We start from the raw sequence: 25210 nt of genomic DNA on the forward strand, positions 1-25210 counted from the left end.
CTGGGCGGGTTGGGCGGGTCGGACGGGCCGGGCTCAGGAGACCAGGCCGCGCCAGTCGGTGCCCTCCGGGACGACCATGTTGGCGGAGGTCGCCTTGCCGTAGTCGGCGTCGGCCCCGAGTCCGGGCGGGGTCCCGCCGTTGGCGTGGGTGTCGAGGGCGTCCAGCATGTAGCGGCGGGCGCGGACGATGCCGCGGTCGCTCTTGCCCGGGTTCTCGATGGTCCGGTCGACGATCGGGCCCATGCTCTCCTGCACGGCGACGTCCTGGAGCACCAGGCCGCGGATGCCGGAGAAGCTGCGGCCGTCGGCCATCGCGGCGCGGTCCTGGCCCCAGAGGTTCTCGCGGGTGTAGCCCTCGCGGATGTTGTCGGGGTTCAGCCGGTCGAGGTCGAGGCCGAACTGCTCGGCGAAGTACTTCGGGTCGACGGGCTTGTCGTCGTTCCACCACAGGTACCACATGATGGTCTGGTGGTCGTTGACGGGCACCCAGGCGTGCCAGAGCCGGTCACCGGTGGGCAGTTCGGGCACCACGGTGTACCAGGGCATGGCGAACGGCTTGATCCGCACCAGTGAGTCACCGGAGGACAGCGAGCGGATCGCGGCGTAGCGCAGCCCGTACGGCTGCTCGTCGATCTCGTCGCGCGGGGCGGTGTCGTCCAGCAGGTCGCGCAGCGGGCCGTTGCGGGCCTCGGTCTCGTGCAGCAGGGAGACGTGCGCCGAGTCGATGTCCGCCTCGACGCCCTGGAACCAGTTGCAGTCCACCAGCGCGACGGTGGCGAAGACCTGCTCGGCCGGGAGCTTGGTGAAGGGGAACGCCGGGAAGGGGTTGGGCTCCCGGCCGGTGCCGCCGAGCCACACCCAGATGACGCCGCCGGCCTCCACCACCGGGTGGTGCTTGAGCGACACCCGGGAGGCGAACCGGCCGCCGTCCTCGGGCTCCGACGGGGTGTCCAGCACCTTGCCGGAGACGTCGAACTTCCAGCCGTGGTAGACGCAGCGCAGCGCGCAGTCCTCGTTCCGGGCCAGCGCCAGCGAGGCGCCGCGGTGCGGGCAGGCCTCGTCGAAGCAGCCGACCCGGCCGTCCGCGCCGCGGAACAGCACGTACTTCTCGCCGAGCAGCTCGACCGGGACGGGCGCGCCGCCGGGCTCGGCCAGCCGCTCGCTGCGCATCACCGGAAGCCAGTACTCGCGGAGCATCCGGCCCATGGGCGTGCCCGGTCCGACCCGGGTCAGGGATTCGTTGACCTTCCGCGTAGCCACTGGTGGCCTCCGTTTCGGTGGTCGCGACCTGCGATCGCGATGATCGGCTTCCACTCCTGAGACGAATCGGCGATCGCGGATGTGACACCCCAGGTGAGGAGCGGTCCGACGGAATGCGGTGATTGACGGTGCGTCCGGAACCGGTCCAAGATTGCATTGCCGCGGGCCCCGCAGCCGCTTCCGGTTGCCCGGACAGGACCTAGGCATGACGTGCCGACGCCCGGCCGTCCACTCCCGAATCCAGCGACCCCCCGGACCCCGTGTTCCGCGTGCGGACCGGCGCGCCCGTGACCGTGATCGACGATCAACCGGAGTTCCCACCATGGCACTTGACCGACCCGACCGAAGCGGTGCCGTCCGGGTGTCCGCTCCGGCCCGACTGAGCTTCACCCTGATCAGCCTCGACGGCAGCTCGCAGCGCCGCAACGGCATCGCCGCGATGGCCGTCGACCGGCCCGGCCTGACCGCCGAGGTGCGGGAGGCCGCGGACGGGATCGTCGCGGTGACCGGCACCGCCGAGGAGACGGCGCGCGAACTGACCGCCGCCGTGGAGACCCTGCGCAAGCTGTGGGACGGCCCGGCCGCCCGGGTCGACGTCCTCGAAGCGCTGCCCCAGCACAGCGGTTTCGGCTCCAAGACCAGCACGCTGCTGGCCGTCGGCCAGGCCTACGGCCGGCTGTGCGGGCTGGAGCCGGACCAGCGGGAACTGGCCCGCGTCCTCGGCCGCGGCCGGACCTCGGGCGCCAGCACCGGGCTGTCCGCGTACGGCGGCTTCCTGGTCGACGGCGGCCACGTCAACCCGCCGGACTTCGCCGAGCAGCCGCAGAAGTACCTGCGGCCGAGCCGCTTCGCCCAGCAGGTGGCGCCGCCGAAGCCGGTGGTCCGGCTGGACTTCCCGGACTGGCCGATCCTGGTGCTGCTCACCCACGGCCGCCACCTGGGCGGCCAGGAGGAGCTGGACTGGTTCCACTCGGTCACGCCGATCCCGGCCGAGGAGTCCTGGCGCACCTCCCACCTGGTCTTCATGGGGCTCGCCCCGGCTGTCCTGGAGCAGGACTTCGACGCGTTCTGCGCGGCGGTCAACGAGATCACCTTCACCGGCCACTTCAAGCAGGCGCAGATCGCCTTCCAGGGCGAGGCGGTGCAGAGCGTGCTGGAGGCCGGCCGGGCGGCCCCGTCGGTGGACGCGATCGCGCTCAGCGTCACCGGCCCGGCCTGCTTCGCCTTCACGCGGCGCCCGCAGGACGCCGAGCGGTGGGCCTGGGAGCTGAAGAACCGCGGCCTGATCCGGGACTTCTGGTTCACCCGGGCCAACAACCAGGGCCTGACCACCACCGAGGTCTCCTGACCCGGAGCCACACCGCACCGGAGGCCCCGGAAGACGCCGTGCGGAAGACCGCGCGGACGACACCCCACCCGAAAGCAGAGCAATGAAGACCGACATCCCCGACGTCCTGGCCGCCCGCTACGCCTCGCCCCAGCTGGTCGAACTCTGGTCGGCCGAGCACAAGATCGTGCTGGAGCGCCGGCTGTGGCTGGCCGTGCTGAGCGCCCAGCGCGACCTCGGCATAGCCGTCCCGGACGGCGTGGTGGCCGACTACGAGAAGGTCCTGGACCGGATCGACCACGCCTCCATCGAGGCGCGCGAGAGGGTCACCCGGCACGATGTGAAGGCCCGGATCGAGGAGTTCAACGCCCTGGCCGGGCACGAGCACATCCACAAGGGGATGACCTCCCGGGACCTCACCGAGAACGTCGAGCAGCTGCAGATCCGGGAGAGCCTGCTGCTGGTGCGCGGCCGCTGCGTCGCGCTGCTGACCAGGCTGGGGGCGCTGGCCGCCGAGCACGCCGAGCTGGTGATGGCCGGCCGCTCGCACAACGTGGCCGCCCAGGCCACCACGCTGGGCAAGCGCTTCGCGACCGTGGCGGACGAGGTGCTGGCCGGCCTGGTGCGGCTGGAGGAGCTGGTCGAGCGCTACCCGATGCGCGGCATCAAGGGCCCGATGGGGACGGCCCAGGACATGCTGGACCTGCTCGGCGGCGACACCGGGAAGCTCACCGAGCTGGAGGACCGGGTGGCCGGCCACCTCGGGTTCGCCCACCGCCTCACCAGCGTCGGGCAGGTCTACCCGCGCTCGCTCGACTACGAGGTGCTGAGCCTGCTGGTGCAGCTGGCGGCCGGCCCGTCCTCGCTGGCCAAGTCGATCCGGCTGATGGCCGGCGACGAGCTGGTGACCGAGGGCTTCGCGGAGGGCCAGGTCGGCTCCTCGGCGATGCCGCACAAGATGAACTCCCGCTCCTGCGAGCGGATCAACGGCCTGATGATCGTGCTGCGCGGGTTCGCCTCGATGGCCGCCGAGCTGTCCGGCGACCAGTGGAACGAGGGCGACGTGTCCTGCTCGGTGGTGCGCCGGGTCGCGCTGCCGGACGCGTTCTTCGCCTTCGACGGCATGCTGGAGACGCTGCTGACCGTGCTGGACGAGTTCGGCGTCTTCCCGTCGATGGTCGGCGCCGAGCTGGAGCGCTACCTGCCGTTCCTGGGCACCACCAAGATCCTGATGGCGGCGGTGCGCGCGGGCGTCGGCCGGGAGACCGCGCACGAGGTCATCAAGGAGCACGCCGTCGGCGCAGCCCTGGACATGCGCTCCGAGGGCGGCGACAACCACATGCTGGCCCGGCTCGCCGCGGACGACCGACTGCCGCTGGACCGCGCGCAGTTGGACGCCCTGCTGGCCGACCGGATCGGCTTCACCGGCGCCGCCACCGACCAGGTCGCGGCCGTGGTGGCGCGGATCGAGGAACTCGCCGCCCGCCACCCCGAGGCGTCCGGCTACCGGCCCGCCCCGCTGCTCTGACCACCCCCCGTCCCGAGCCCGCTCGACCCCTGAGGATTGGACTGCCGTGCGACAGGTTGAAACCGACTCCCTGGTGATCGGCTCCGGCGGCGCCGGACTGCTGGCGGCCTGCCGCGCCGCCGACGCCGGGCACCGGGTGCTGGTCCTCGAACGCACCCCCGCGCTGGGCGGCACCACCGCCGTGTCCGGCGGCATGATCTGGGTGCCCGACAGCTCCGTGATGCGCGAGCACGGCATGCCCGACTCCGCCGAGGACGCGCTGCGCTACCTGGAACTCGTCACCGAGGGCGAGGTCGAGCGGTGGCGGCTGGAGCAGTACGTCGAGGTGGCGCCGCAGGTGGTCGACTACCTGCACGCCGAGACGCCCGTCCGGCTGTTCCCGATCGACCGGCCCGACTACCACTCGGACTGGCCCGGCGCCCGGGACGTCGGCCGCACCCTCGACAACGTGCCGTTCCCGACCGCCGATCGCCCCGGCCTGCTGGAGCGGATCAGGAAGGGCAGCCACTTCGACGCCGTCACCTACGACGAGCGGCACCGCTGGCAGATCCCCGGCCGCTACGACCACGAGCTGGTCGCCCGCCGCAAGGCCGAGGGCGTCGTCACGGTGGGCGCCGCGCTGGTGGCCGGCCTGGTGGCGGCCTGCGACGACCGCGGGGTGGCCTTCGAGACCGGGGTGCGGGCCGCTGAACTGCTGGTCGAGGACGGCCGGGTGGTCGGCGTCCGGGCCGAGGGCGCGGACGGCCCGGTCGAGTACCGGGCACGGGCCGGCGTGGTGCTGGCCACCGGCGGCTTCGAGTGGAACGAGCGGCTCAAGCGGGCCCACCTCGGGCTGGCCGGGACGCGCCCGGTCAGCCCGCCGTGGAACCACGGCGACGGCCTGCTGATGGCGACCGTCCTCGGGGCGGCGCTCGGCAGCATGTCCCAGGCCTGGTGGGTGCCCGCGGTGTCCGGCCAGGGCGAGGAGTACGACGGGGTGCCGATGTCCCGGCACCTGGTCGGCGAGCGCTGCCTGCCCGGGTCGATCCTGGTCAACCGGCACGGCCGGCGCTTCGTCAACGAGGCCGTCAACTACAACGACGTCACCAAGGCCTTCCTGGCCTTCGACCCCACCCGGCACGAGCGCCCGAACCTGCCCGCCTGGCTGGTCTTCGACGAGGCGTTCCGCCGCACCTACCCGATCGCCGGCGTGCAGCCGGGCGGCCCGGTGCCCGGCTGGTACACCAGCGCCGACACCCCCGCCGAACTCGCCCGGCTGATCGGGGTGGACGAGCAGGGCCTGACCGAGACCCTGGCCGTGTTCAACCCGGACGCCGTCCGGGGCGTCGACACCGCCTTCGGCCGCGGCGGGACCAGCCACGACCGCTACTACGGCGACCCGCTGCACGAGCCCAACCCCTGCCTGGCGCCGCTGGTGGAGCCGCCGTTCCACGCCGTCCGGGTCGAGCCGGGCATGCTCGGCACCAAGGGCGGCCTGGTCACCGACGAGCGCGGCCGGGTGCTGCGGCACGACGACACGCCCGTCCCCGGGCTGTACGCCTGCGGGAACGTCACCTCGCCGGTGATGGGCCCGGGCTACCCGGGCTCCGGCGGCACCCTCGGGCCGGCCCTGGTCGGCGGCTACCTGTGCGGGACGGCGCTCGGCAAGGAGGAGCAGCGATGACCAGGATCGTCGTCGTCGGGGCCGGATCGATCGGCAGCTGCGTCGCGCTGCGGCTGGCCGAACAGGGTGCCGAGGTCGTCCTGGTGGACGCCCGGGAGCCCGCCGAGGGGCTCTCCGCCCACGGCTTCGGCTGGGTCAACGCGGTGGACAACGGGTTCGACCCCTACTACCGGCTCTCGGCCGAGGCCCTGCGCGCCCACGAGCGGCTGGCCGCCGCCACCGGTGGCGAGCCCTGGTTCTTCCGGCGCGGCAACCTGCACTGGGCCGACGGCGCGGAGGGGGCCCGGCGGCTGGCCGGCATCGCCGACGGCTACCGGGCCAAGGGCTACCCGGTCGAGGAGCTGGACGCCGAGCGGGTCCGGCGCGAACTCCAGCCGGGCCTGGCGCTCGACGGCCTGCACGGGCCGCTGTGGTACTACCCGGACGACGCCCACGTGGTCAGCGACCGGCTGGTCTCGGCCGTCCAGGAGCGGGCCCGGAGCCTGGGCGTCCGGCTGCGGATCGGGGACGCCGTCACCGGGCTGCTCGGCACCGACCGGGTGCGCGGCGTCCGGCTGGCCTCCGGGCAGCAGATCGAGGCGGACGCCGTGGTCGGCTGCGCCGGGCGCGGCACCCGGGAGCTGCTCGGCCACGCCGGCGCGGACGTGCCGCTGGTGGAGCCGGGGGACGACTCCGGGGTCACCGTGCGCGGGCTGCTGGTGCGGACCTCCCCGGTGCCCGTCCGGGTGGAGCGGGTGCTGCACGCGCCGCACCTGAGCATCCGTCCGCACAGCGGCGGGCGGCTGGTGCTGCACTGCCACGACGTGGACGAGGAGCTGACCGACGAGAGCCAGGGCCCGGCCGCCGCGGAGAAGGTGCTCGGGCGCCTCGCCGAGGTGCTGCCCGGCACCGCCGGGGCGGACATCACGGTGGAGGACGCCTTCGTGGGGGTCCGCCCGATGCCGGTGGACGGCATGAGCGTGCTGGGCTGGGTGCCCGGGGCCCCTTCGCTGTACGTGGTGGTGACCCACAGCGGGCTCACCCTGGCGCCGGTGCTCGGGGAGATCGTCGCGCGGGAGGTGCTGGGCGAGCCGTCCGAACTGGCGGCGGCGTTCCGGCCCGAGCGCTTCGCAGCGGTGTGAGACGGGACGAGGAGAGGAAGACGACGTGGGTACGTTGGCAGTCACGGGGGCCGGGTGTGTGGTCTCCGGTGATCTCACCGCTCCGCTGGTCGACGGCGCGGACACCGTCCTGTGCGTGGACGGCCGCATCACGGCGGTGGGCCGGGCCGCCGACCTGGCGGACGGCCTGGCCGCCGCCGACCGGGTCCTGGACGCGGCCGGGGCCACGGTGGCGCCCGGCCTGATCGACTCGCACGGGCACGTCGCCTTCGGCGACTACTCGCCCCGGCAGAAGGCCGTGGACTACCTGGAGGGGTACGTCCACGGCGGCATCACCCGGACCATCTCGGCCGGGGAGGTGCACGTCCCCGGCCGTCCGCGCGACCGGGCCGGGGTCAAGGCGCTCGCGGTCGCCGCCCGGGCCTCCTACGACAACTTCCGCCCCGGCGGGATGCGGGTGCACGCCGGCAACGTGCTGCTCGAACCCACCCTGGACGAGGCCGACTTCGCGGAGCTGGCGAGCTGCGGGGTGTGGCTGGCGAAGTTCGGCTTCGGCGCCTACGAGAAGGCCGTGGACGGCGTCGAGCAGATCCGCTGGGCGAAGGCGCACGGCCTGAAGGTGATGTGCCACGCCGGGGGCGCCAGCGCCGCCGGCTCCGCTTCGCTCGGCGCGGACGACCTGCTGGCGCTCGACCCGGACGTCTGCGGACACGCCAACGGCGGCCCCACCGCGCTGCCCGACGCCGCCGTGGACCGGCTGCTGGCCGAGAGCCGGATGGCGCTGCAGATCGTCCAGGCCGGGAACCTCCGGGCCGGCCTGCGGATCGTCCGGCGGGCCGTGGAGGAGGGTGCGCTGGAGCGGATCGTGCTGGGCTCGGACACCCCCTCGGGCTTCGGGGTGATCCCGCTGGCGGTGCTGAAGACGGTGGTGGAGCTGTCCGCGCTGGGACCGGTGGAGCCGGCCCGGGTCTGGGCGCTCGCCACCGGCAACGTCGCCGACGTCTGGGGCCTGCCCGCCGGACGGCTGCGGGCGGGTGACGAGGCGGACCTCGTGCTCCTGGACGCGCCGCGCGGCTCGGCCGCGGAGACCGCCCTGGAGGCCCTGGCGATCGGCGACATGCCCGGCATCTCCGCGGTGGTGACGGCGGGCGAGGTGCGCTTCCTGGCTAGCCGCAACACCCCCCGGGCGAGCCGTCCCGCGGTGCTCACCGAGCGTTCCGCCGCGATCACCGGGTAGGGTGGGCCCGTTCGCCCCACGCGGGACGCGAACGGGTCCAACGGCCCTGCGGTGCGCGGCCGATGACGTGAGACCGACGGAACGGCCGGATGAGACGGCCCGGCGGAACGGCCGGATGGAACGGCCCGACGGAACGAGGAGTGCTAAGGATGACGAGCGGGACGCAGACCCCCGGCCTGGCCGAGCTGCTGGGCGGCTACCGGCCCCAGGGCGCGGCCGAGACGGCGGACCACGAGCGGCTGCTTGGCCTGGTCGGCAAGCCCGACGCCTGGGACCGCGCGACCCCGCTGCACTTCACGGCCTCCGCCCTGATCGTCCACCCGGAGACCAAGCGGGTGCTGCTGCGCTGGCACGTGCGCCAGCAGGCCTGGCTGCAGGTCGGCGGGCACGGCGACCCGGGCGAGACGCTCCCGCTGGAGATCGCGCTGCGGGAGGGACTGGAGGAGACCCACCTGACCGACCTGGTGCCGTGGCCGGACGCCGCCCTGGTGCACCTCACCGTGGTGCCGGTGCCGGCCTCGCCCCGCGAGCCCGCGCACGAGCACGCGGACCTGCGCTTCCTGCTGGCCACCGGCAGGCCGGAGGACGCCCGGCCGGAGAACCCGGAGTCGCCGCTGGAGTGGCTCACGGTGGCCGAGGCGCGCGAGCGGACCACCGAGGAGAACTTCCGCGAGACCCTCGACCGGGCCGGCCGGCTGCTCGACACCCTCTGACCCACTGGGGCAAATGAGCCCGCGGACCCCGTCCGGGGTCCGCGGGCTCATTTGCGTGCACACCCCGGTCACGCCGGGTCGAAGCCCAGCGTCCGCCCGTAGAGGTCGAGTTCGGCCTCCAGGCAGCGCACCACGGTGTCCCGGCGGCGGAACCCGTGGCGCTCCCCGGGGAACAGCAGGTAGGTGTGCGGGAGACCGGCCCGGACCAGCCGGTCCACCAGCCGCTCCGCCTGGGCGGGCGGGCAGATGCCGTCCAGCTCGCCCTGGAACAGCACCACCGGGACGTCCAGGCCCTCGGCCAGCCGGACCGGCGAGCGCTCCTCGTACGCGGCGCGCTGCTGCGGCCACGGGCCGATCAGGGCGTCCGTGTACCGGGACTCGAAGTCATGGGTGCCGCCGGTGCGCCAGGTGACCGGGTCCAGCACCGGGAAGTAGAGGCCGGCCGCCCGGTACAGCTCCGGCTCGGCGAGCGCCGACAGGATCGCAGTCCAGCCGCCGGCGCTGGCGCCGCGGATGGCGATCCGGGCCGGGTCCGCCAGGCCCTCGGCGACCAGGGCGCGCACCGCCGTCGCGCAGTCCTGGACGTCCACCTGCCCCCAGCGGCCGCGCAGCCGCTCCCGGTAGGCCCGGCCGAAGCCGCTGGAGCCGCCGTACTGGACGTCCACCACGCCGATGCCCCGGCTGGTGAAGTAGCTGAACTCCTGGTTGCGCACCGGCTGGCTGCGGCTGTTGGGCCCGCCGTGGACGAACACCAGGTACGGCGGCAGCTCGCCGGCCGGCCCCCGGTACTCCGGGTGGTACGGCGGGTGGACGTAGGCGTGCACGGGGGAGTCCGGGCCCTGGAAGGTCCGCACCACCGGGCGGGAGGCGTACTCCTCGTGGGCCCGCAGCGGTGCCCGGACCACCTCGGCGGTGCCCCGGGCCGGGTCGACCAGCACCACGGTGCGGCGGTGCTCCGGACCGGCCACCACGGCGGCGATCCGCCGGCCGTCGGTGGCGACCGAGGACCACTCGGTGTACGGGAGGTCGAGGTCGGTCAGCCCGCCGTCGGGGGCGAGCAGGCCGAGCCGGCGCCGGCCGGTGCCGTGGACGGTGGCTAGGGTGCCGTCGCGCAGCGGCAGCAGCCAGCGCAGGCCGATCCGCCACGGGGCCTCGCCGAACTCCTCCTCGGCCGGGTGGAGCGCGCGCACCGCGCCGTCCGGGTGCAGGGCCGGTCCGAGCTCGTGGACGTTCCACCAGCCCGCCGGGTCGGAGACCGCGTACAGCCGCCCCGAGCCGTCGGCCGCCCAGTCGGCCTGCACCACGGCCTCGCGGGCGCCGCCCAGCAGCCGGACCGGCTCGTCGAGCGTGCCGTCCGGGCGGATGCCGGCGGCCATCAGCTCACTGCCGTCCCAGGGCATGTTCGGGTGGTCCCAGCCCAGCCAGCAGACCCGGCCGCCGTCCGGCGAGAGCCGTGGTCCGGTCAGAAAGGCGTGCGTGGCGGCCAGTTCGCGGACGGCCTTCGGGTCCTCGGCCGCGCCGCCGTCCAGCGGCAGGGCCACCAGGTGGCGTCGGACCTCGGTGCCGGCCTCGTCCAGGACCGTCTCGCGCAGCGACCACACCTCGGAGCCGCGCACCGCGAAGTCGCAGTAGCGCAGTTGGGTGCCGGCCGGCGGTTCGGGGCTCAGCGGGACGGGCTCCCGGCCGGGGGACCACCGGTAGAGCCGCTGGTCGCCGCGGTGGCTGAAGACCACCCCGTCGTCGGCCCGGTCGGACACCGCCGTCCACGGCCGGCCGCCGTACTCGATGACGCCGCTGCGCACGTCCCAGCCGGGCGGGAGCACCTGGACGGCGGCGCCGTCCGGGCCGCGCCGCATCAAGGCGTTGCGGCCGCCGTCCTCCGGGAGCACCTCCGTCCAGCAGGGGTCGGCTCCCAGGAAGCCGACCCACTCGACGAGGACCCCGCTGCGCACCACGTCGGCGGGGGTTACAGGGGAGGGCCAGGTGCCGTACGGCGCGCTTCGGGCGCGGTCTGCCATGCGTTCTCCTCGGCAGTCATGGGGGCCGGGTCGGGAACGGGGACCGGGGGGCGGGAGGGCACGGACGGGGCCGGCGGGTGCGTGCGGGCAGGGCGGAAGTCGCTTGCGCCGCAGGCGGGTTCGGTGACGTTCAAGAGACGGACGGCCGGCGCGGGAGTCCACCCGGGGCCGCCCCGGTCGGACTGATCATCCTGCCAGAGGCGGACCGGTCCCGCCCGAGGTCCGGACAAGTTTCTACCGGAAGGAAGGATTTCGGCCAAGCGGGTGCGCAGGGCGGGCCGGACCAGGGCGGCAGGCGTCCGGCGGCCGAAACCGACGGGTGTTCCACCCGGGATCGGAGATGTCGCTAACTCGCGTGCAACAGATGGCCTTTGACGGCGGAACAGCAGGTGTCCACGGGTGCGGCCGGAGAAGTGGCCGATGATCGTCGGGGAGACGGCGCTGACCGGAAGAGACCTGTTGACATGTCTCTGAGGGCAAATCATGCTGGTGGTGAACCCGGGGGCGGCGTTGTCGACGGTGCCCGTGTTAACTGAGAATCCTGAAACCCGGTCCGGGGCCGGGGCAGCGCGGCGGTACCCATGCCGCCGACTCGGGATTCCCGTCCAATCCTCCGTGTGCTTCTCCGCAAACGGTCGCGTGCCACTCCGACGCGGCCCGCGAAGTCGTGCGCGGAACTTTCTGTGATCGGTTACCGTGCGGAAGTCCCCGCACATTCCGGGTAACCGCACAGGTTTGACCACCGGTCAGGCCGGAGAGGCAATCGAAGGCCTCTCGGGTCATCGTTGGATCTGCTCGGCTTTCTCATCCGGCAAGGCAAAGTGGAGGGTCCTGTGGCGAAGCGCCATGTTCTTTTCGTGAACCTGCGGAGGATTCAGCGGGAGGGGCTCGAATCCCTTCTCGCGGCCCGTCGTCTCGGATATGGTGTGGTGCTTCTCGGCCGTTCCGTCCCGGAATTCGCGAAGCCGCTCGTGGATGAATTCCGCCAGGTCGACACCTACGACCGGGAGGCCTCCCTGGCGGCCGCCCGGGAGCTCGCCAAGAGCTACGACCTGGCCGGCGTCGCCAACTTCACCGAGGTCGACGTCCAGCTGGTCTCGGCGATCGCCGCCGACCTCGGCCTGCGCGGCATGTCCGAGACCGCCGCGCTGCGGGCCCGCAACAAGTACGCGATGAAGGAGGCGCTGCGCCACCTCGGCGGCGTGCTCCCGCGCTTCGCCCGGGTCACCGGCCTGGACGAACTGCGCACCGCCCTGGACGAGGTCGGGCTGCCGGCCGTCGTCAAGCCCACCGGGGCCTCCGGCTCCAAGGGCATCTTCGAGCTGCGCGAGCCGGCCGACCTCGAACCGGCCATGGCGCGGCTGGCCGGCATCGCCCGGCCGGACTTCGACCCGGTGTTCCGCCAGTTCGGCGCGGAGTTCATCGTCGAGGAGTACCTGGAGGGCGACGAGCTGAGCGTCGAGGGCTTCGTCTCGGACGGCGAGGTGCACGTCGTCACCATCACCGACAAGGTGACCAGCGTCCCCTACCACCTGGAGCTGTCGCACCAGGTCCCCAGCGCGCTGCCCGCCGACGCCTGGGCGGAGATCACCGCGACCACCAAGGACATCGTGGCCGGCCTGGGCTTCGACCACTGCGCCTTCCACCTGGAGGCCAAGTGGGGTGAGCGGGGCCTGCGGTTCATCGAGATCGCCGCCCGCCCGGCCGGTGACTACATCGGCTCGCACCTGGTGCCGCTGGCCACCGGTGTCGACTACTTCGAGAACGTCATCCGGGTCGCCACCGGGGACCCGCTGCGGCTGGAGCACGACCGGCGGATGAACGCGGGCCTGCGGTTCGTGCTCGCCGAGCGGGCCGGCCGCTTCGAGGAGGTCGGCGGCCTCCAGGGGCTCTGCGAGCAGGCGGGCTTCGACCACGTCTTCTACGAGGTCCCGGCCGGCACCGAAGTCGCCCTGCCGCCGGAGAACTTCGGCCAGCAGCGGGTCGCCGCGGTGATCGCCCGGCACGTCGACCGGGCCGGCCTGGAGGCGCTGCTGGACCGGGTGCCCGCCGAGACGGTGGCCCGGGTGACCGCGGCCGACGGAGAGTAGGCGCCGTGACCCCCCTGGCGCGGGGACGGCGCTCGTGAGGGCGGCGCTGGTGGGTTGCGGGCAGATGGGCCGGGCCGCCGCGTACGCGCTGGCGACCGGCCCGGACACCACCGAGCTGACGCTGGTCGACCGGGACCGCGAGCGGGCCGAGGAACTGGCCCGCTGGCTGGCCGGGTTCGGCGACCGTACGGTCCGGGTCGAGACCGACCCGGCCGACGCGCTCGCCGGGCGGGACGCCGTCGCCACGGCACTGCCGTGGGCGGCGACCCGGGCGGTGATCCGCACCGTGGTGCGCACCGACCCGAGGGTGCCGGTGGCCAGCATCACCCGGCCGCCGACCGAGGAACTCCCCGGTCTGGACGCCTGGTTCAGGGCGGCCGGAGCCACCGTGCTGCTGCCGCTCGGGCTCGAACCAGGCCTGACCGAGCTGCTCGCGGTGCACGTGGCCCAGCGCCTGGACCAGGTCGAGTCGCTGGAGATCTGCTGCGGCGGCGTGCCCGAGCAGCCCCGCGAACCGCTCGGCTACACCGCCTTCTTCGGCGGCGAGAACGACCACCACCTGCCGATCGCCCAGCGCGAGGCACTCGCCCTGAGCGGTGGCCGGCGGGTGCGGCACGCCCGGTTCTCCGGGGTCGAGACGCGGGAGGTCGACGGGGTCGGCCGACTGGAGGCCTACCACGACGGCATGGCCCCCTGGCTCGGCGAGCACCCGCTGCTCCAAGGGGCCGACTGCACCCAGAAGACCCTGCGCTGGCCCGGCTTCGCCCAGGCCGTCTCGGACCTGGCCCGGCTCGGGCTGCTGGCCGAGGAATCGGTGGACGTCGACGGCGTCGAGGTGCCGCCCAAGCGAGTGGTCGAACGGGTACTGGCCCCGCAGGTGCGCGCCCGGGCCGGCGACCGGGACCTGGTGGTCCTGGAAGTGACCGCGCACGGCCGGCTGGCCGGTGCGCCGGCCAGCCTGCGCAGCACCCTCCTGGACTCCGCGGACGAGGCGACCGGCCTCTCCGCGATGGCCCGCACCACCGGGTTCGCGCTGGCCGGGGCGACCGACCTGCTCGCCGACCGGTCGATCACCGGCCCGGGCTGGCACAAACCGCACCGCACCCTGTCCGCCGAGCAGTTCGACGGACTGATGCGGTCGCTCACCGCCCGGGGAGTGACCTGGCTGCCGGCGCACGAGATCGGCTGACCCAGCACCCTAGTGACTACGGGAGAGACAGCATGAGTGAGATGCCGGAGACTTTTGATCTGGTGGGTGTCGGCATAGGTCCCTCGAATCTGAGTCTCGCGGCACTGACGTCGGGGGAACCGGGCCTGTCGACCCTCTTCGTCGACCACAAGGAACGATTCGAGTGGCACCCCGGCCTGATGCTGCCGGGCGCCGAGATGCAGGTCCACTTCCTGAAGGACCTGGTCACTCCGGTCGACCCGACCAATCCGTTCTCCTTCCTGGCCTTCCAGGTGGACACCAAGCGGCTCTACCGGCTGCTGGTGACCGGTCGGTCCAAGGTGCCGCGCCGGGAGTTCGAGCAGTACTGCCAGTGGGCGGTGGCCGGCCTGGACAACCTGCGCTTCGGCGTGCGGGCCGAGAACGTCGAGTGGGACGGCGGCGCCTTCGTCGTCCACACCAGCGACGGCCTGCTCCAGGCCCGCAACCTGGTGGTGGGCACCGGCCTGTCGCCGCGACTGCCGCACAGCCTGCGCGGCCACGACCCGGAGAAGGTCTTCCACACCGACCAACTGCTCCGCCGGCCGCGCGACTTCGCCGGCAAGCGGGTCGCCGTGGTCGGCGGCGGGCAGAGCGGCGCCGAGGTGGTCAACTACCTGCTGGCCGGCGAGGACCGCCGCCCCGAGCAGATCCTCTGGGGCACCCGGCGGACCAACCTGCTCCCGCTGGACGACAGCCCGTTCGTCGACGAGCTCTACCTGCCGGACTACAGCCACCACTTCTACGGCCTGCCGGAGCAGGAGCGCGAGGAGATCGTCCAGCGGCTGCGCCTCACCAGCGACGGCATCTCCATCCCGCTGCTGGAGGACCTCTACCGCCGGCTCTACGACCTGGACCTCCTGGAGGGGCGCGGGCGCAGCTGCCGGATCCTGCTCGACCACACCCTGGAGGACCTGGAGGAGACCGACGACGGGCTGGTCATCGACTGGCGTCCGGCCCGCGGAGGGAAGTCGGTGCGGGAGGCGGTGGACATCGTCATCTGCGCCACCGGCTACGAGCACGCCATGCCCGACCTGCTGCTCGGCCTCAAGGACCGGCTCGCGATCAGCGACGGCCTGCCGGTGGTGGGGCCGGACTTCAGCCTCCAGTGGGATGGCCCGGCGGAGAACCGCATCTTCGTCCAGAACGCCGCGCGGCGGGAGTACGGGGTCGCGGACCCCAACCTCAGCCTGCTCGCCTGGCGCAGTGCGATGATCACCAACAGCCTGCTCGGCCGCCGGCGCTACGACACCGGATCGGTCAGTACGGCCCTGGACTGGGCCTCCGCCGGTCCGCAGGAGGCGGGCGACGCGCCCGTCGAACTCGCCCTGCACGCCAGGCACTGAGCCGCCGCCGGTCCGTACCGGCACGCACCGACCGAGCACCAACGACTCCGGGAGAGGAGCCGGGGGCGAGTCCACCCCCACCACACGATGGACATCGTGACCGTTCCACGCACCGTCAACGAGATGGGGCTGCCGGACTTCGTCCGCAGCGTCCAGCCGGCCTGGGCCCAGAACCCCGAACTCCCCGTCAACGTCCGCAGGGTGACCCTGCGGCCCGGCGAGACCACCGCCCCGCACAACCACCACGACATCGAGGTCTGGGTGATCCTCGACGGCAGCGGCGAGGTCACCGCGGACGGCGAGACCGTGCCGGTGACGGCGGGCGACGCGCTGCGCATCCCGCCGCTGGGCGTGCACACCCTGCACAACCCGGCCGAGGACCGGCCGCTGTCCTTCCTCACCTTCTGGTGGGAGGACCTGGCCGCGTTCGACGCCGAGCACGACCGGCGCGCCGCCCGCACCGCGCAGGCCGGGCGCCCCGTCCTGCTGCTGCCCTCCTTCCCGACGCCCAACGGGGAACTCCACCTGGGGCACCTGGCCGGCCCGTTCCTCAACGCCGACCTGCTGCGCCGCGGCCTGGCCGCGCGGGGCACCCCGGTCCGGCTGCTGCTGGGCACCGTCGGCCACCAGAGCCAGGTCGCGGCCGCCGCCCAGGAGCAGGGGCTGACGTTCTACCAGCTGGCCGAGCGAAACACCGACGCGATCCAGGAGGCGCTGACCGCCGCCAGGGTCGAGTGGGACGTCTTCGTCCGACCGTCCTCCCCGCGCTACCCCCAGGTGGCCCTGGAGGTGTTCGAGCGGCTGCGCGCCGACGGGACGGTGGTGGCCAAGACCGTCCAGGCCAACTACTGTGCCCCGTGCGGGACGTACCTGTTCGAGGCGTTCGTCGCGGGGGCCTGTCCGCACTGCGGCTCGCGGGACACCGCGGGCATCGAGTGCGAGGCCTGCGCGCTGCCGTTCGCCGACGACGAGCTGCTGGACCCGAGCTGCCGCGCCTGCGGGACGCCGGCCGAGCAGCGCGAACTCACTCGCTACTACATGCCGTTGGAGCCGCTGCGGGCCCGGCTGACCGGCTACCTGCGGTCGGTCTCGATGAGCGCCCGGCTGCGGTCCTACGTGGACCGGGTGCTGGCCGCCCCGCTGCCCGACCTGCCGGTGAGCACCGTCGCCGCGGACGGCATCCTGCTGCCCGCCGACCCGTCCGGCGCCACCGACGGCCAGCGGATGTACTCGGCCTTCGAACTGGCCGCGCGCTTCCTCACCGCGGTGGACGACCTGGCGGTCGGGCAGGGCCTGGCCGGCTGGGAGGAGTACGCCGAGGCCGAGGCGCCGCGCACGGTGCTGTTCTTCGGCTTCGACAACGCCTTCCTGCGCGCGGTGGTCTTCCCCGCCGTCCTGGGGGCCTTCACCGACAAGCTGGCGCTCGCCGACACCATGGTGTGCAACGAGTTCTACCTGCTCGACGGGCAGAAGTTCTCGACCGGGCGCAAGCACGCGATCTGGGGCCGGGACGCCTTCCGCCCGGAGACCAGCGACCAGCTGCGGCTCTACCTGGCCGCCACCAGCCCGGACATCCGGCGCCGGGACTTCGTCGTCGCGGACTACCGGGAGTTCGTCCGCACCGAGCTGCTCGGCGAGTGGGAGGGCTGGCTGGCCTCGGTCGACGCCCGGCTGCGCAAGCACTTCGACGGCGTGGCACCGGAGGCGGGCAGCTGGAACGGCGAGGCCGAGCAGTTCTACGGCCGGATCCGCGCCTTCGCCGCCCGGCTGGCGAACGCCCTGGAGCCGGAACGGTTCTCCGCCCGCACCGCCGCGCGCGAGCTGCGCGAGTTCGTGGCCGAGGCCCGCCGGTTCACCGAGGTCTGCGAGGACGTCCTGCTGGTGCAGCCGGTCTCGGCCACCGCGCGGACCTGCATGGCCCTGGAGCTGAGCGCCGTCCGGGCCCTGGCGGTGGTGGCCGAGCCGCTGCTGCCGGAGCTGGCCGCCCGCCTCACGCGGCAGTTGGGGGAGAGCGCCCCGGCGGCCGGGGACGCCCCCGTGCGGTGGGTCGCGCCCGGCAGCGCCGTCGCCCTGACCGGGCCGTACTTCTCCGCGGACGCGCCGACCGGCCCCGCGCACTGACCCGGCCCCGCCGCACCTGACCCCCCGTACCAGACCAGACCAGACCAGACCCGGCGCGCCGGCCGGCGGTCCGCCGTGCCCCGCGCCGAGCGCACCCCTGCCCCGCCCCGTGTCCTGCCTCTGCCCCGCCCGATTCCGAAGGCCGTCCAGGCCCGTCCCGAAGGGTTGCCCGTGAACACCGAGAAGTCCGCCGCCCTGTACGCCCGCGCCGTCGAGGTCATGCCCGGTGGCAACAGCCGCACCGCCGTCTACAGCTCGCCCTACCCCGTCTACGTCCGTTCCGGCAGCGGAGCCCGGGTCACCGACGTCGACGGTGTCGAGCGGATCGACTTCCTGAACAACAGCACCACGCTGATCCACGGCCACGCCCACCCCGAGATGGTCGAGGCCATCGCGGCGGCGGTCGGCCACGGCACCAGCTTCGGCATGCCCACCCCGGTGGAGGTCGAGTACGCCGAGGCGCTGTCGGCCCGCAACGAGACCTTCGAGCACGTCCGCTTCACCAGCTCCGGCACCGAGGCCGTCATGATGGCCGTCCAGGCCGCCCGCGCCTTCACCCAGCGCCCGAAGATCGCCAAGATCGCCGGCGCGTACCACGGCGCCTACGACGCCGTCGCGGTCAACAACGACGGCTCGGGCAACCTGATCAGCCACGCCGTCACCGGCAACCCCCAGGGCGTGGTCGGCAACACCGTGGTCATCCCGTTCAACGACCCGGAGGGCTCGCTGGAGGTGCTGCGCAAGCACGCCGACGAGCTGGCCTGCGTGCTGATCGACCCGGTGCCGTGGCGGATCGGCCTGCTGCCCGCCAGCAAGGAGTGGCTGGACGCGCTGCGCGAGTTCTGTGACGCCAGCGGCGCGGTGCTGATCTCCGACGAGGTCGGCTCCTACCGGGTCGGCTACCACGGCGCGATGCAGCTGCTCGGCGCCGAGGCCGACATCACCGTCATGGGCAAGGTCATCGCCGCCGGCATGCCGATCGGCGCGGTGGCCGGCCGCCGCCGCTTCATGAGCGTCTTCGACCCGAGCAAGGGCAAGCCGGCCCTGCCGCACTCGGGCTCGTACAACGCCAACCCGGTCAGCATGAGCTCCGGCATCGCCGCGCTGCGCCTGCTCACCCCGGACGCGCACGAGCGGATCGGCCTGCTCGGCGAGCAGGCCCGGGCCGGGATGCGCGCCGCCCTCACCGAGGCCGGCCTGGACTGGGAGGTCAACGGCCTCGGCTCGCTGTTCCGGGTGGTCGCCAACAGCGCCCCCGCCGGGTACGACAGCGCGGCCACCGCGATGAAGGCCCTGTACTGGAAGCTGCTGGAGAACGGCATCCACCTCGGTGACAGCGGCCTCGGCTGCATCTCCACCCCGATGGGCGAGGGCGAGATCGCCGAGTACTCCGCGGCGTTCGCCAAGAGCCTGGGCCAGGTCCTGGCCGAGGGCCGCTGACACGAGCCTGCGTCCGGTGCGGGGCCGCGGCCACGTCCGCGACCGCGGCCCCGCACCGGAACAGCCCTGGGAGGCAGCACCTTTGTCCCGCCCCGTCCAAGAGCGAGAACAAGCACCCGACGAGCAGCACGACGAGCGGTTCGAGAGCCAGCGCCCCCGGCTGATGGCGCTCGCCTACCGGCGGCTCGGATCCGTCGCCGAGGCCGAGGACATCGTCTCCGAGGCGTGGCTGCGCTGGTCCGCCGCGCGGAACGTGGAGAACCACGCCGCGTTCCTCGCCACCGTGGTCACCCGGCTGTGCGCCGACCACCTGAAGTCCGCGCACGCCCGGAAGGTCTCCTACGTCGGCGCCCTGGTGCCAGAGGAGGCCCTGCCGAGCAGCGGCGAACCGCACGAACTGGTCGGCGACGAGGACGCGTTGGGCGGCCGGATGACCTGGCTGCTGGAACGCCTCGGCCCGGCCGAACGCGCCGTGCTGCTGCTGCGCCGCGCCTTCGACTACAGCCACCGGGAGATCGCCGCCGCACTCGGCATCAGCGAGGCCTACAGCCGCAAGCTGTACGGCCGGGCCTGCGACCGGCTGGCCGCCGACCGCTCCCGCTTCACCCCCGCGCCCACCGAGCGCACCGAGCTGACCCGGCGGTTCCTGGCCGCCAGCCGCGGCGGCGAACTCAAGCCGCTGGAGCACCTGCTCGCCGCCGCCATGGCCGCGTGACGCGGCCCCACCACCCTTCCACCCCCTGCCTGAGGAGACCCGCCATGCGACCCACCGTGGTCCTGATCGGCTCGATGTACGCCCCCGAAGCCGAGGAGCTGCTGGAGCAGCACGCCGACGTCCGCCGGGTGGACGACCAGGACCGGCCGGCGGTCCTCGCCGCCGTCGCCGGGGCGCACGGCATCGTGGCCCGCTACCCTGCCCGGATCGACGCCGAGCTGATCGCCGCCGCCCCGAACCTGGTCGCCGTCCTCTCCAGCGGCCGCGGCGTGGACAACATCGACCTGGACGCGGCGACCGCGGCCGGCGTCGTCGTCGCCAACAACCCCGGTCTCGGCGGCAAGCCGGTCTCCGAGCACGCCCTCGGCCTGCTGCTGATGGTCACCCGCGGCCTCACCGCGATCAGCCGGGACGGCATCGAGAAGGCCTGGGACGCCCGGCTGACCGCCCACCGGGTCGAGCTGACCGGCAAGGTGCTCGGCATCGTCGGCCTGGGCAACGTCGGCGGCTGGATGGCCCGCCGCGCCCACGGCGGCTTCCTGATGCGGGTGCTCGCCTACGACCCCTACGTCTCCGCCGAGAAGATGGCCGAGGTCGGCGCCGAGAAGGTCGAGACGCTGGAGGAGCTGCTCTCCCGCGCCGACTTCGTCACCTGCCACCCGGAGCTCAACGACGAGACCGAGCAGATGTTCAACGACAAGACCTTCGCGCAGATGAAGCCCGGCGCGTACTTCATGAACACCTCGCGCGGCCGGGTCGTCGACGGCGCGGCGCTGGCCCGGGCGCTGCGCAGCGGCCACCTCGGCGGCGCGGCCCTGGACGTCTACGAGGACGAGCCGCTGGCCGCCGACAGCGAGCTGCTGGACATCGAGAACCTGGTGCTCAGCGCGCACATCGCCGACTTCACCGTGGAGACCAAGCGGGCCCTGGCCCTCTCCGCCGCCACCCAGCTGCTGAGCGCGCTGGAGGGCAAGCAGCCGCCGGCCGTCCTCAACCCGGACGTCTGGGGCCAGGCCGCCGAGCGGCGCCGCGCCCTGCTGGCCTGACCACCGTACCGACGTCGAGCTGAGGGAGTTTCGTCGTGCTGAAGGCAATCGTGGGCCTCAACTGGGGTGACGAGGGCAAGGGAAGAATGGTCGACAACCTCTCCGCCGAGGCCGACTACACGGTTCGCTACCACGGCGGCAGCAACGCCGGTCACACGATCCACACGGACCAGGGGAAGTTCAAGCTGCACAGCCTGCCCAGTAGCGTGCTGCACCCCACCGTGACCGGCGTGCTGGGCCCCGGCATGACCGTCGACGTCGAGGGCTTCCTCGGCGAGTTCGAGGCGATCCGGGACCAGGGCGTGACGGCCGACCGGCTGCTGGTCGCGGACGCCGCCTCGATCTGCTTCCCGTTCCACCGTGACCTCGACGGTGCCGAGGAGGAGCGGCTCTCGGACGGCCGGTACGGCTCCACCCGGCGCGGCATCTCCCCGGCCTACGGCGACCGGGTGATGAAGAAGACCCTGCTGGTGCGGGAGCTCTACGACCGGGAGAACCTGCCCGCCCGGCTGGCCGCCGTACTGGACTGGGCGAACGAGCGGCTGGTGCGGATCTACGGCGGAGCGCCGCTGCGCCTGGAGGAGGTCACCCGCTGGGCCCTGGAGGTCGCCGAGCGGCTGGAGCCGCACGTCGTCGACGCCACCGAGCTGCTCGGCAAGGCCCTGGACGACGGCGCCTCCGTCATCGCCGAGGGCCAGCTCGGCGCCCTGAAGGACCTGTACTACGGCATCTACCCGTACACCACCTCGTCCACCTGCCTGGCCGGCCACGCGCCGGTGGGCATCGGCGTCCCGTGGGCGCGGGTGGACCGCACCGTCGGCGTGACCAAGGCCTTCTCCTCGTGCGTCGGCGCCGGGCCGTTCGTCACCGAGTTCGACGAGGAGCGCGCCGACCGGCTGCGCCGCCAGTGGGGCGAGTACGGCTCCACCACCAACCGGCCGCGCCGGCTCGGCGCCTTCGACGCGGTGGCGACCCGCTACGGCGTGCGCGTCCAGGGCGCCGACGAGGTCGCGATCACCAACCTGGACCAGCTCAGCGGCACCGGCGAGCTGGACCTGTGCGTGGCGTACGAGCGGGACGGCCGCACGGTACGGGAGTTCAGCCCCCGGCCGGCCGAACTCGACGCCAGCACCCCGGTGTACGAGACCCTGCCCGGCTGGGACGACGACATCTCCGGCGTCCGCAGCTACGAGCAACTCCCGGCCGGCGCCCGGCAGTACGTCGAGGCGATCGAGGAACTGCTCGGGGTGCCGGTGCGCCACGTGTCGGTGGGATCCCACCGGGACGCGCTGATCGAGATCAAGTAGCCGACCGCTCAGGATCACCCGAGACCACCCGAGACCACCCAAGACCACTCAAGGAGGATCGCTGACATGCTGGCCGTACTCGCGGTGAGCGACAAGCGGAACATCGAGCCGCTGGCCGCCGGACTGCTCCGGCTCGGCTGGAGGGTCGCGGCCACGGAGGGGACGTACCGGCTGCTGCGCGACGCGGGCCACCAGGTCGAGAACATCGCCGACCTGGCCGGCGTCCCGACCCTGCTGGGCGGCCGGGTCAAGACCCTGACCGTCTCCGTGATGGGCGGCATCCTGGCCCGGGAGACCGAGTCCGACCTGCGCGAGATGGCGGAGTACGGCATCCCCCGGATCGACCTGGTCTGCAACAACTACTACCTGCTGCCCGAGCCGCAGCCGGGCCTGGAGCCGGCCGGCTTCCGGGAGAAGGTCGACGTCGGCGGGCCCGCGATGCTGCGCGGGGCGGCGAAGAACTTCGAGCACGTCATCCCGCTCAGCGACCCGGACGACTACGACGAGGTGCTGAAGCTGCTGGAGCAGGGCGGCGGCAGCCCGTCCGCCGTCCCGGTGGAGCGCCGGCTGGCGCTGGCCGGCAAGGCGTTCCGGATCAGCAGCGCGTACGACGCCTCGGTGGCGGAGCTGTTCGGGGCGAGCGGGGGCCGGTCGTGACCGGACTGGCGCTGGTCTACCAGCTGCCCGAGGAGCTGCTCGCCGGGCCCGCCGCCGGGATTGTCGCGGCGGCCGGGCGGGCCGAGGAGGCCGGGGTGCACGCCCTGCTGCTCGGCGACCGGCCGGCCGCCCGGCCCGGCCGGGCCGCCCCGCCCGCCGCGATCGTCACCGCCTCGATGCTCGCGGTGTGCACCCGGCGGATCGGCCTGGTGATGGACGCCGCGCCGGCCTACTGCGAGCCGTACAACCTGGCCCGGATGGTCGCCTCGCTGGACCACATCAGCGGCGGCCGGGCCGGCTGGCGGGTGGTGACCGGCCCCGACCCGGAGGCGGACGCCAACCACCGCCGGGACGGCGTCGACCCGGCGGACGGCCGGGAGGCCCGGACCGCGGAGTTCCCGCCGCTGCTGCGCGACCTCTGGGACACCTGGGAGGACGGCGCGTTCGTGCACGAGAAGGACACCGGGCGGTTCATCGACCCGGACCGCGTCCACGTGCTGGACCACGTGGGCCCGGTGCTGCGGGTGCGCGGGCCGCTCAACCTGGTCCGCCCGCCGCAGGGCCACCCGGTGGTGCTGGCCCCGGCCGGCGAGCCGCTGCTCGCCGCCGAGGCGGACGTGCTGGTCGCCGGGGCGCCCGACCGGGCGGCGGCCGCGGACCGGCCGCAGCTGGCCACCGTCACCCCCTTCGTCGCGGAGACGGCGCAGCGGGCCCGCGAACTGCACACGGCCGCGGGCGCCCCGCTGTCGGACGACGGGCACGCGGTGCTGGTCGGCGACCCGGCGCAGGTGGCCGGGCAACTCGCCGCCTGGGCCGACGGCACGCCGCTGGACGGCTTCCTGCTGCGGCTCCCGCAGTCCGGCAGCGTGGCGGCGTTCACCGACCTGGTGCTGCCCGAACTGCGGGCCGCCGGGCGCTACTCGGGCGCGTCCGGGGCGGGCACCCTGCGCGAGCAGCTGGGGCTGGCCCGGCCCGCCAACCGGATCGTCGCCCGGCTCACCGCCGCCGGCGCGGAGAGGAGCTGACGACGTGTCCGAGCGAGAACTGCACCTCGGGCTGATGTTCTGGGCGACCGGCACCCACGCCGCCGGGTGGCGCCACCCCGACGCGGCCGCCGACGCCGCGTACGACATCGGCCTCATCCAGGAGGTCAGCCGGGAAGCCGAGCGGGCCAAGTTCGACTTCGTCTTCCTGGGCGACCGGCTGGCCAGCGACCCGGGTCTGCAGCACAGCAACCCGGCGCAGATCTCCCGGCTGGAGCCGTACAGCACGGCCATGGCGATCGCCGCCGCCACCAGCCACATCGGTGTGGTGGTCACCGCCAACCCGACCTACTCCGACCCGTACGCCATCGCCAGGCTGCTGGCCTCACTGGACCACCTCAGCGACGGCCGCGCGGCCTGGAACCTGGTCACCGGCGCGGACCCGGCGGCGGCCCACAACTTCGGCCGGGACGCCCACTGGGACACCTCCCGGCGCTACGACTGGGCCGAGGAGACCCTCCGGGTGGTCCGCGAGCTGTGGGACTCCGCCCCGGAGCCGGACGGCACCGGGGCCCGCCGGATCGACCACCGCGGCGAGTTCTTCGCGGTGGACGGCCCGCTGGACGTCGCCCGCCCGCCGCAGGGCCACGTGGTGGTGTTCAACGCCGGCACCTCGGACCGCTCCCGCGAACTCGGCGCCCGCGACGCGGACATCGTGTTCGCCGGCCCGCAGCCGACGCTGGCCAAGCGCCGGGAGTACTACGCCGACATCAAGGCCCGGGCGGCCCGGTACGGCCGCGCCGACCACGTCGCGGTGCTGCCCGGCCTGACCCCGATCGTCGCGCCCACCACCGAGGAGGCGGTCGCCCTGCACGACCGGCTCAACGCGCTGCTGGTGCTCGACCCGGAGCAGGAGATCGGCGACATCGTGCGCGCGGGCGGCATCGGCGAGGGCCACCGGCGCAACCTCACCTCCGCCTCCGAGGTGTTCGGGGTGGACGTGCGCGGCAACGACCTGGCCGCGGCCGTCCCGGCGAGCACCCTGGCGGCGGTCTCCGAGGAGGGCGCCCGGCGGCTCGCCGAGATCACCCGGCTGACCAGGCGCACCGTCGACGGGCCGGACCGGATCACCTACGGGGACCTCGTCCACGCCACCCCTGCCCAGCTCTCGTACACCGTGGTGGGCAACCCGGAGGAGGTGGCCGACATGATCCAGGAGTGGTTCGAGGAGGGCGCCGCCGACGGCTTCAACATCTACCCGGCGTACGTCCCGGGGGCCGTCACGGCGTTCACCGAGCTGGTGGTGCCGGTGCTCCAGCGGCGCGGGCTGTTCCGCAAGGAGTACGGCGGACGCACCCTGCGCGACCACCTCGGGATGGCCGTCCCGACGCGCTGAGGCGCCAGGCCCTGTCCGGCCGACGAACGACGGTGGGCCTCCGGAATCCCGGAGGC

The 25210-nt window shown here is 73.7% G+C and carries 19 protein-coding genes; 17 read left to right on the forward strand and 2 right to left on the reverse strand.

Annotated features, from left to right (window positions below):
- Nucleotides 1-33: 33 nt before the first annotated feature.
- Nucleotides 34-1260 (reverse strand): Rieske 2Fe-2S domain-containing protein, encoded by a 1227-nt coding sequence (locus ACFWIS_RS31105; protein ID WP_380462783.1) that lies wholly within the window; start codon nt 1258-1260, stop codon nt 34-36.
- Between the two features lie 322 nt (nt 1261-1582).
- Between ACFWIS_RS31105 and ACFWIS_RS31110 the strand changes: the two genes are divergently transcribed.
- The 6 genes from ACFWIS_RS31110 (at nt 1583) to ACFWIS_RS31135 (ending at nt 8828) form a co-directional block, all read left to right on the forward strand.
- Nucleotides 1583-2608: a beta-ribofuranosylaminobenzene 5'-phosphate synthase family protein gene (locus ACFWIS_RS31110; protein WP_380462785.1), complete on the forward strand. Its 1026-nt coding sequence runs from the start codon at nt 1583-1585 to the stop codon at nt 2606-2608.
- Between the two features lie 82 nt (nt 2609-2690).
- Nucleotides 2691-4115: an adenylosuccinate lyase gene (gene purB, locus ACFWIS_RS31115; protein ID WP_380462787.1), complete on the forward strand. Its 1425-nt coding sequence runs from the start codon at nt 2691-2693 to the stop codon at nt 4113-4115.
- 46 nt (nt 4116-4161) lie between these two features.
- On the forward strand, nt 4162-5778 hold the full coding sequence (locus tag ACFWIS_RS31120; protein WP_380462789.1) for an FAD-dependent oxidoreductase: 1617 nt from the start codon (nt 4162-4164) through the stop codon (nt 5776-5778).
- On the forward strand, nt 5775-6899 hold the full coding sequence (locus ACFWIS_RS31125; protein WP_380462791.1) for an NAD(P)/FAD-dependent oxidoreductase: 1125 nt from the start codon (nt 5775-5777) through the stop codon (nt 6897-6899). The genes ACFWIS_RS31120 and ACFWIS_RS31125 overlap by 4 nt, the downstream gene beginning before the upstream one ends.
- Before the next feature lie 25 nt (nt 6900-6924).
- Nucleotides 6925-8115, forward strand: a complete 1191-nt coding sequence (locus ACFWIS_RS31130) for an amidohydrolase family protein (RefSeq protein ID WP_380462793.1) — start codon at nt 6925-6927, stop codon at nt 8113-8115.
- Between the two features lie 149 nt (nt 8116-8264).
- Complete coding sequence (locus tag ACFWIS_RS31135) at nt 8265-8828, forward strand: NUDIX hydrolase (RefSeq protein ID WP_380462795.1); 564 nt, start codon at nt 8265-8267, stop codon at nt 8826-8828.
- Between the two features lie 68 nt (nt 8829-8896).
- On the opposite strand, the gene ACFWIS_RS31140 is transcribed toward ACFWIS_RS31135, so the two are convergent.
- The gene (locus tag ACFWIS_RS31140) at nt 8897-10846 is read right to left on the reverse strand and encodes an alpha/beta hydrolase family protein (RefSeq protein WP_380462738.1); all 1950 of its coding nucleotides are present in this window, start codon (nt 10844-10846) and stop codon (nt 8897-8899) included.
- A gap of 857 nt (nt 10847-11703) precedes the next feature.
- Here ACFWIS_RS31140 and ACFWIS_RS31145 point away from each other — a divergent pair.
- From ACFWIS_RS31145 to ACFWIS_RS31195, 11 genes are all read left to right on the forward strand, one after another.
- Nucleotides 11704-12936 (forward strand): ATP-grasp domain-containing protein, encoded by a 1233-nt coding sequence (locus ACFWIS_RS31145; RefSeq protein WP_380524067.1) that lies wholly within the window; start codon nt 11704-11706, stop codon nt 12934-12936.
- 34 nt (nt 12937-12970) lie between these two features.
- On the forward strand, nt 12971-14125 hold the full coding sequence (locus ACFWIS_RS31150; protein WP_380462736.1) for a saccharopine dehydrogenase C-terminal domain-containing protein: 1155 nt from the start codon (nt 12971-12973) through the stop codon (nt 14123-14125).
- Between the two features lie 32 nt (nt 14126-14157).
- Nucleotides 14158-15489 carry a lysine N(6)-hydroxylase/L-ornithine N(5)-oxygenase family protein gene (locus ACFWIS_RS31155; RefSeq protein WP_380462734.1) on the forward strand — a complete coding sequence of 444 codons (1332 nt, stop codon included), beginning with the start codon at nt 14158-14160 and terminating at the stop codon, nt 15487-15489.
- 96 nt (nt 15490-15585) lie between these two features.
- Nucleotides 15586-17610 (forward strand): class I tRNA ligase family protein, encoded by a 2025-nt coding sequence (locus ACFWIS_RS31160; RefSeq protein ID WP_380462732.1) that lies wholly within the window; start codon nt 15586-15588, stop codon nt 17608-17610.
- Nucleotides 17611-17781: 171 nt separating this feature from the next.
- A complete protein-coding gene (locus ACFWIS_RS31165; RefSeq protein ID WP_380462730.1) occupies nt 17782-19050 on the forward strand; it encodes an aspartate aminotransferase family protein in 1269 nt (422 codons plus the stop codon).
- An 82-nt stretch (nt 19051-19132) separates the two neighbouring features.
- On the forward strand, nt 19133-19765 hold the full coding sequence (locus ACFWIS_RS31170) for a sigma-70 family RNA polymerase sigma factor (RefSeq protein ID WP_380462728.1): 633 nt from the start codon (nt 19133-19135) through the stop codon (nt 19763-19765).
- A 44-nt stretch (nt 19766-19809) separates the two neighbouring features.
- Nucleotides 19810-20811 carry an NAD(P)-dependent oxidoreductase gene (locus ACFWIS_RS31175; protein ID WP_380462726.1) on the forward strand — a complete coding sequence of 334 codons (1002 nt, stop codon included), beginning with the start codon at nt 19810-19812 and terminating at the stop codon, nt 20809-20811.
- 35 nt (nt 20812-20846) lie between these two features.
- Nucleotides 20847-22118, forward strand: coding sequence for an adenylosuccinate synthase (locus tag ACFWIS_RS31180; RefSeq protein ID WP_380462724.1), 1272 nt, complete (start codon nt 20847-20849; stop codon nt 22116-22118).
- A gap of 66 nt (nt 22119-22184) precedes the next feature.
- A complete protein-coding gene (locus tag ACFWIS_RS31185; RefSeq protein ID WP_380462722.1) occupies nt 22185-22775 on the forward strand; it encodes a hypothetical protein in 591 nt (196 codons plus the stop codon).
- Nucleotides 22772-23800 carry an LLM class flavin-dependent oxidoreductase gene (locus ACFWIS_RS31190; RefSeq protein ID WP_380462720.1) on the forward strand — a complete coding sequence of 343 codons (1029 nt, stop codon included), beginning with the start codon at nt 22772-22774 and terminating at the stop codon, nt 23798-23800. Before ACFWIS_RS31185 ends, ACFWIS_RS31190 begins: the two co-directional genes overlap by 4 nt.
- Nucleotides 23801-23804: 4 nt before the next feature.
- Nucleotides 23805-25154 carry an NtaA/DmoA family FMN-dependent monooxygenase gene (locus ACFWIS_RS31195; RefSeq protein ID WP_380462719.1) on the forward strand — a complete coding sequence of 450 codons (1350 nt, stop codon included), beginning with the start codon at nt 23805-23807 and terminating at the stop codon, nt 25152-25154.
- Nucleotides 25155-25210: the final 56 nt, after the last annotated feature.

The sequence above is a fragment of the Kitasatospora sp. NPDC127060 genome, assembly GCF_042724935.1.
Lineage (GTDB): Bacteria > Actinomycetota > Actinomycetes > Streptomycetales > Streptomycetaceae > Kitasatospora.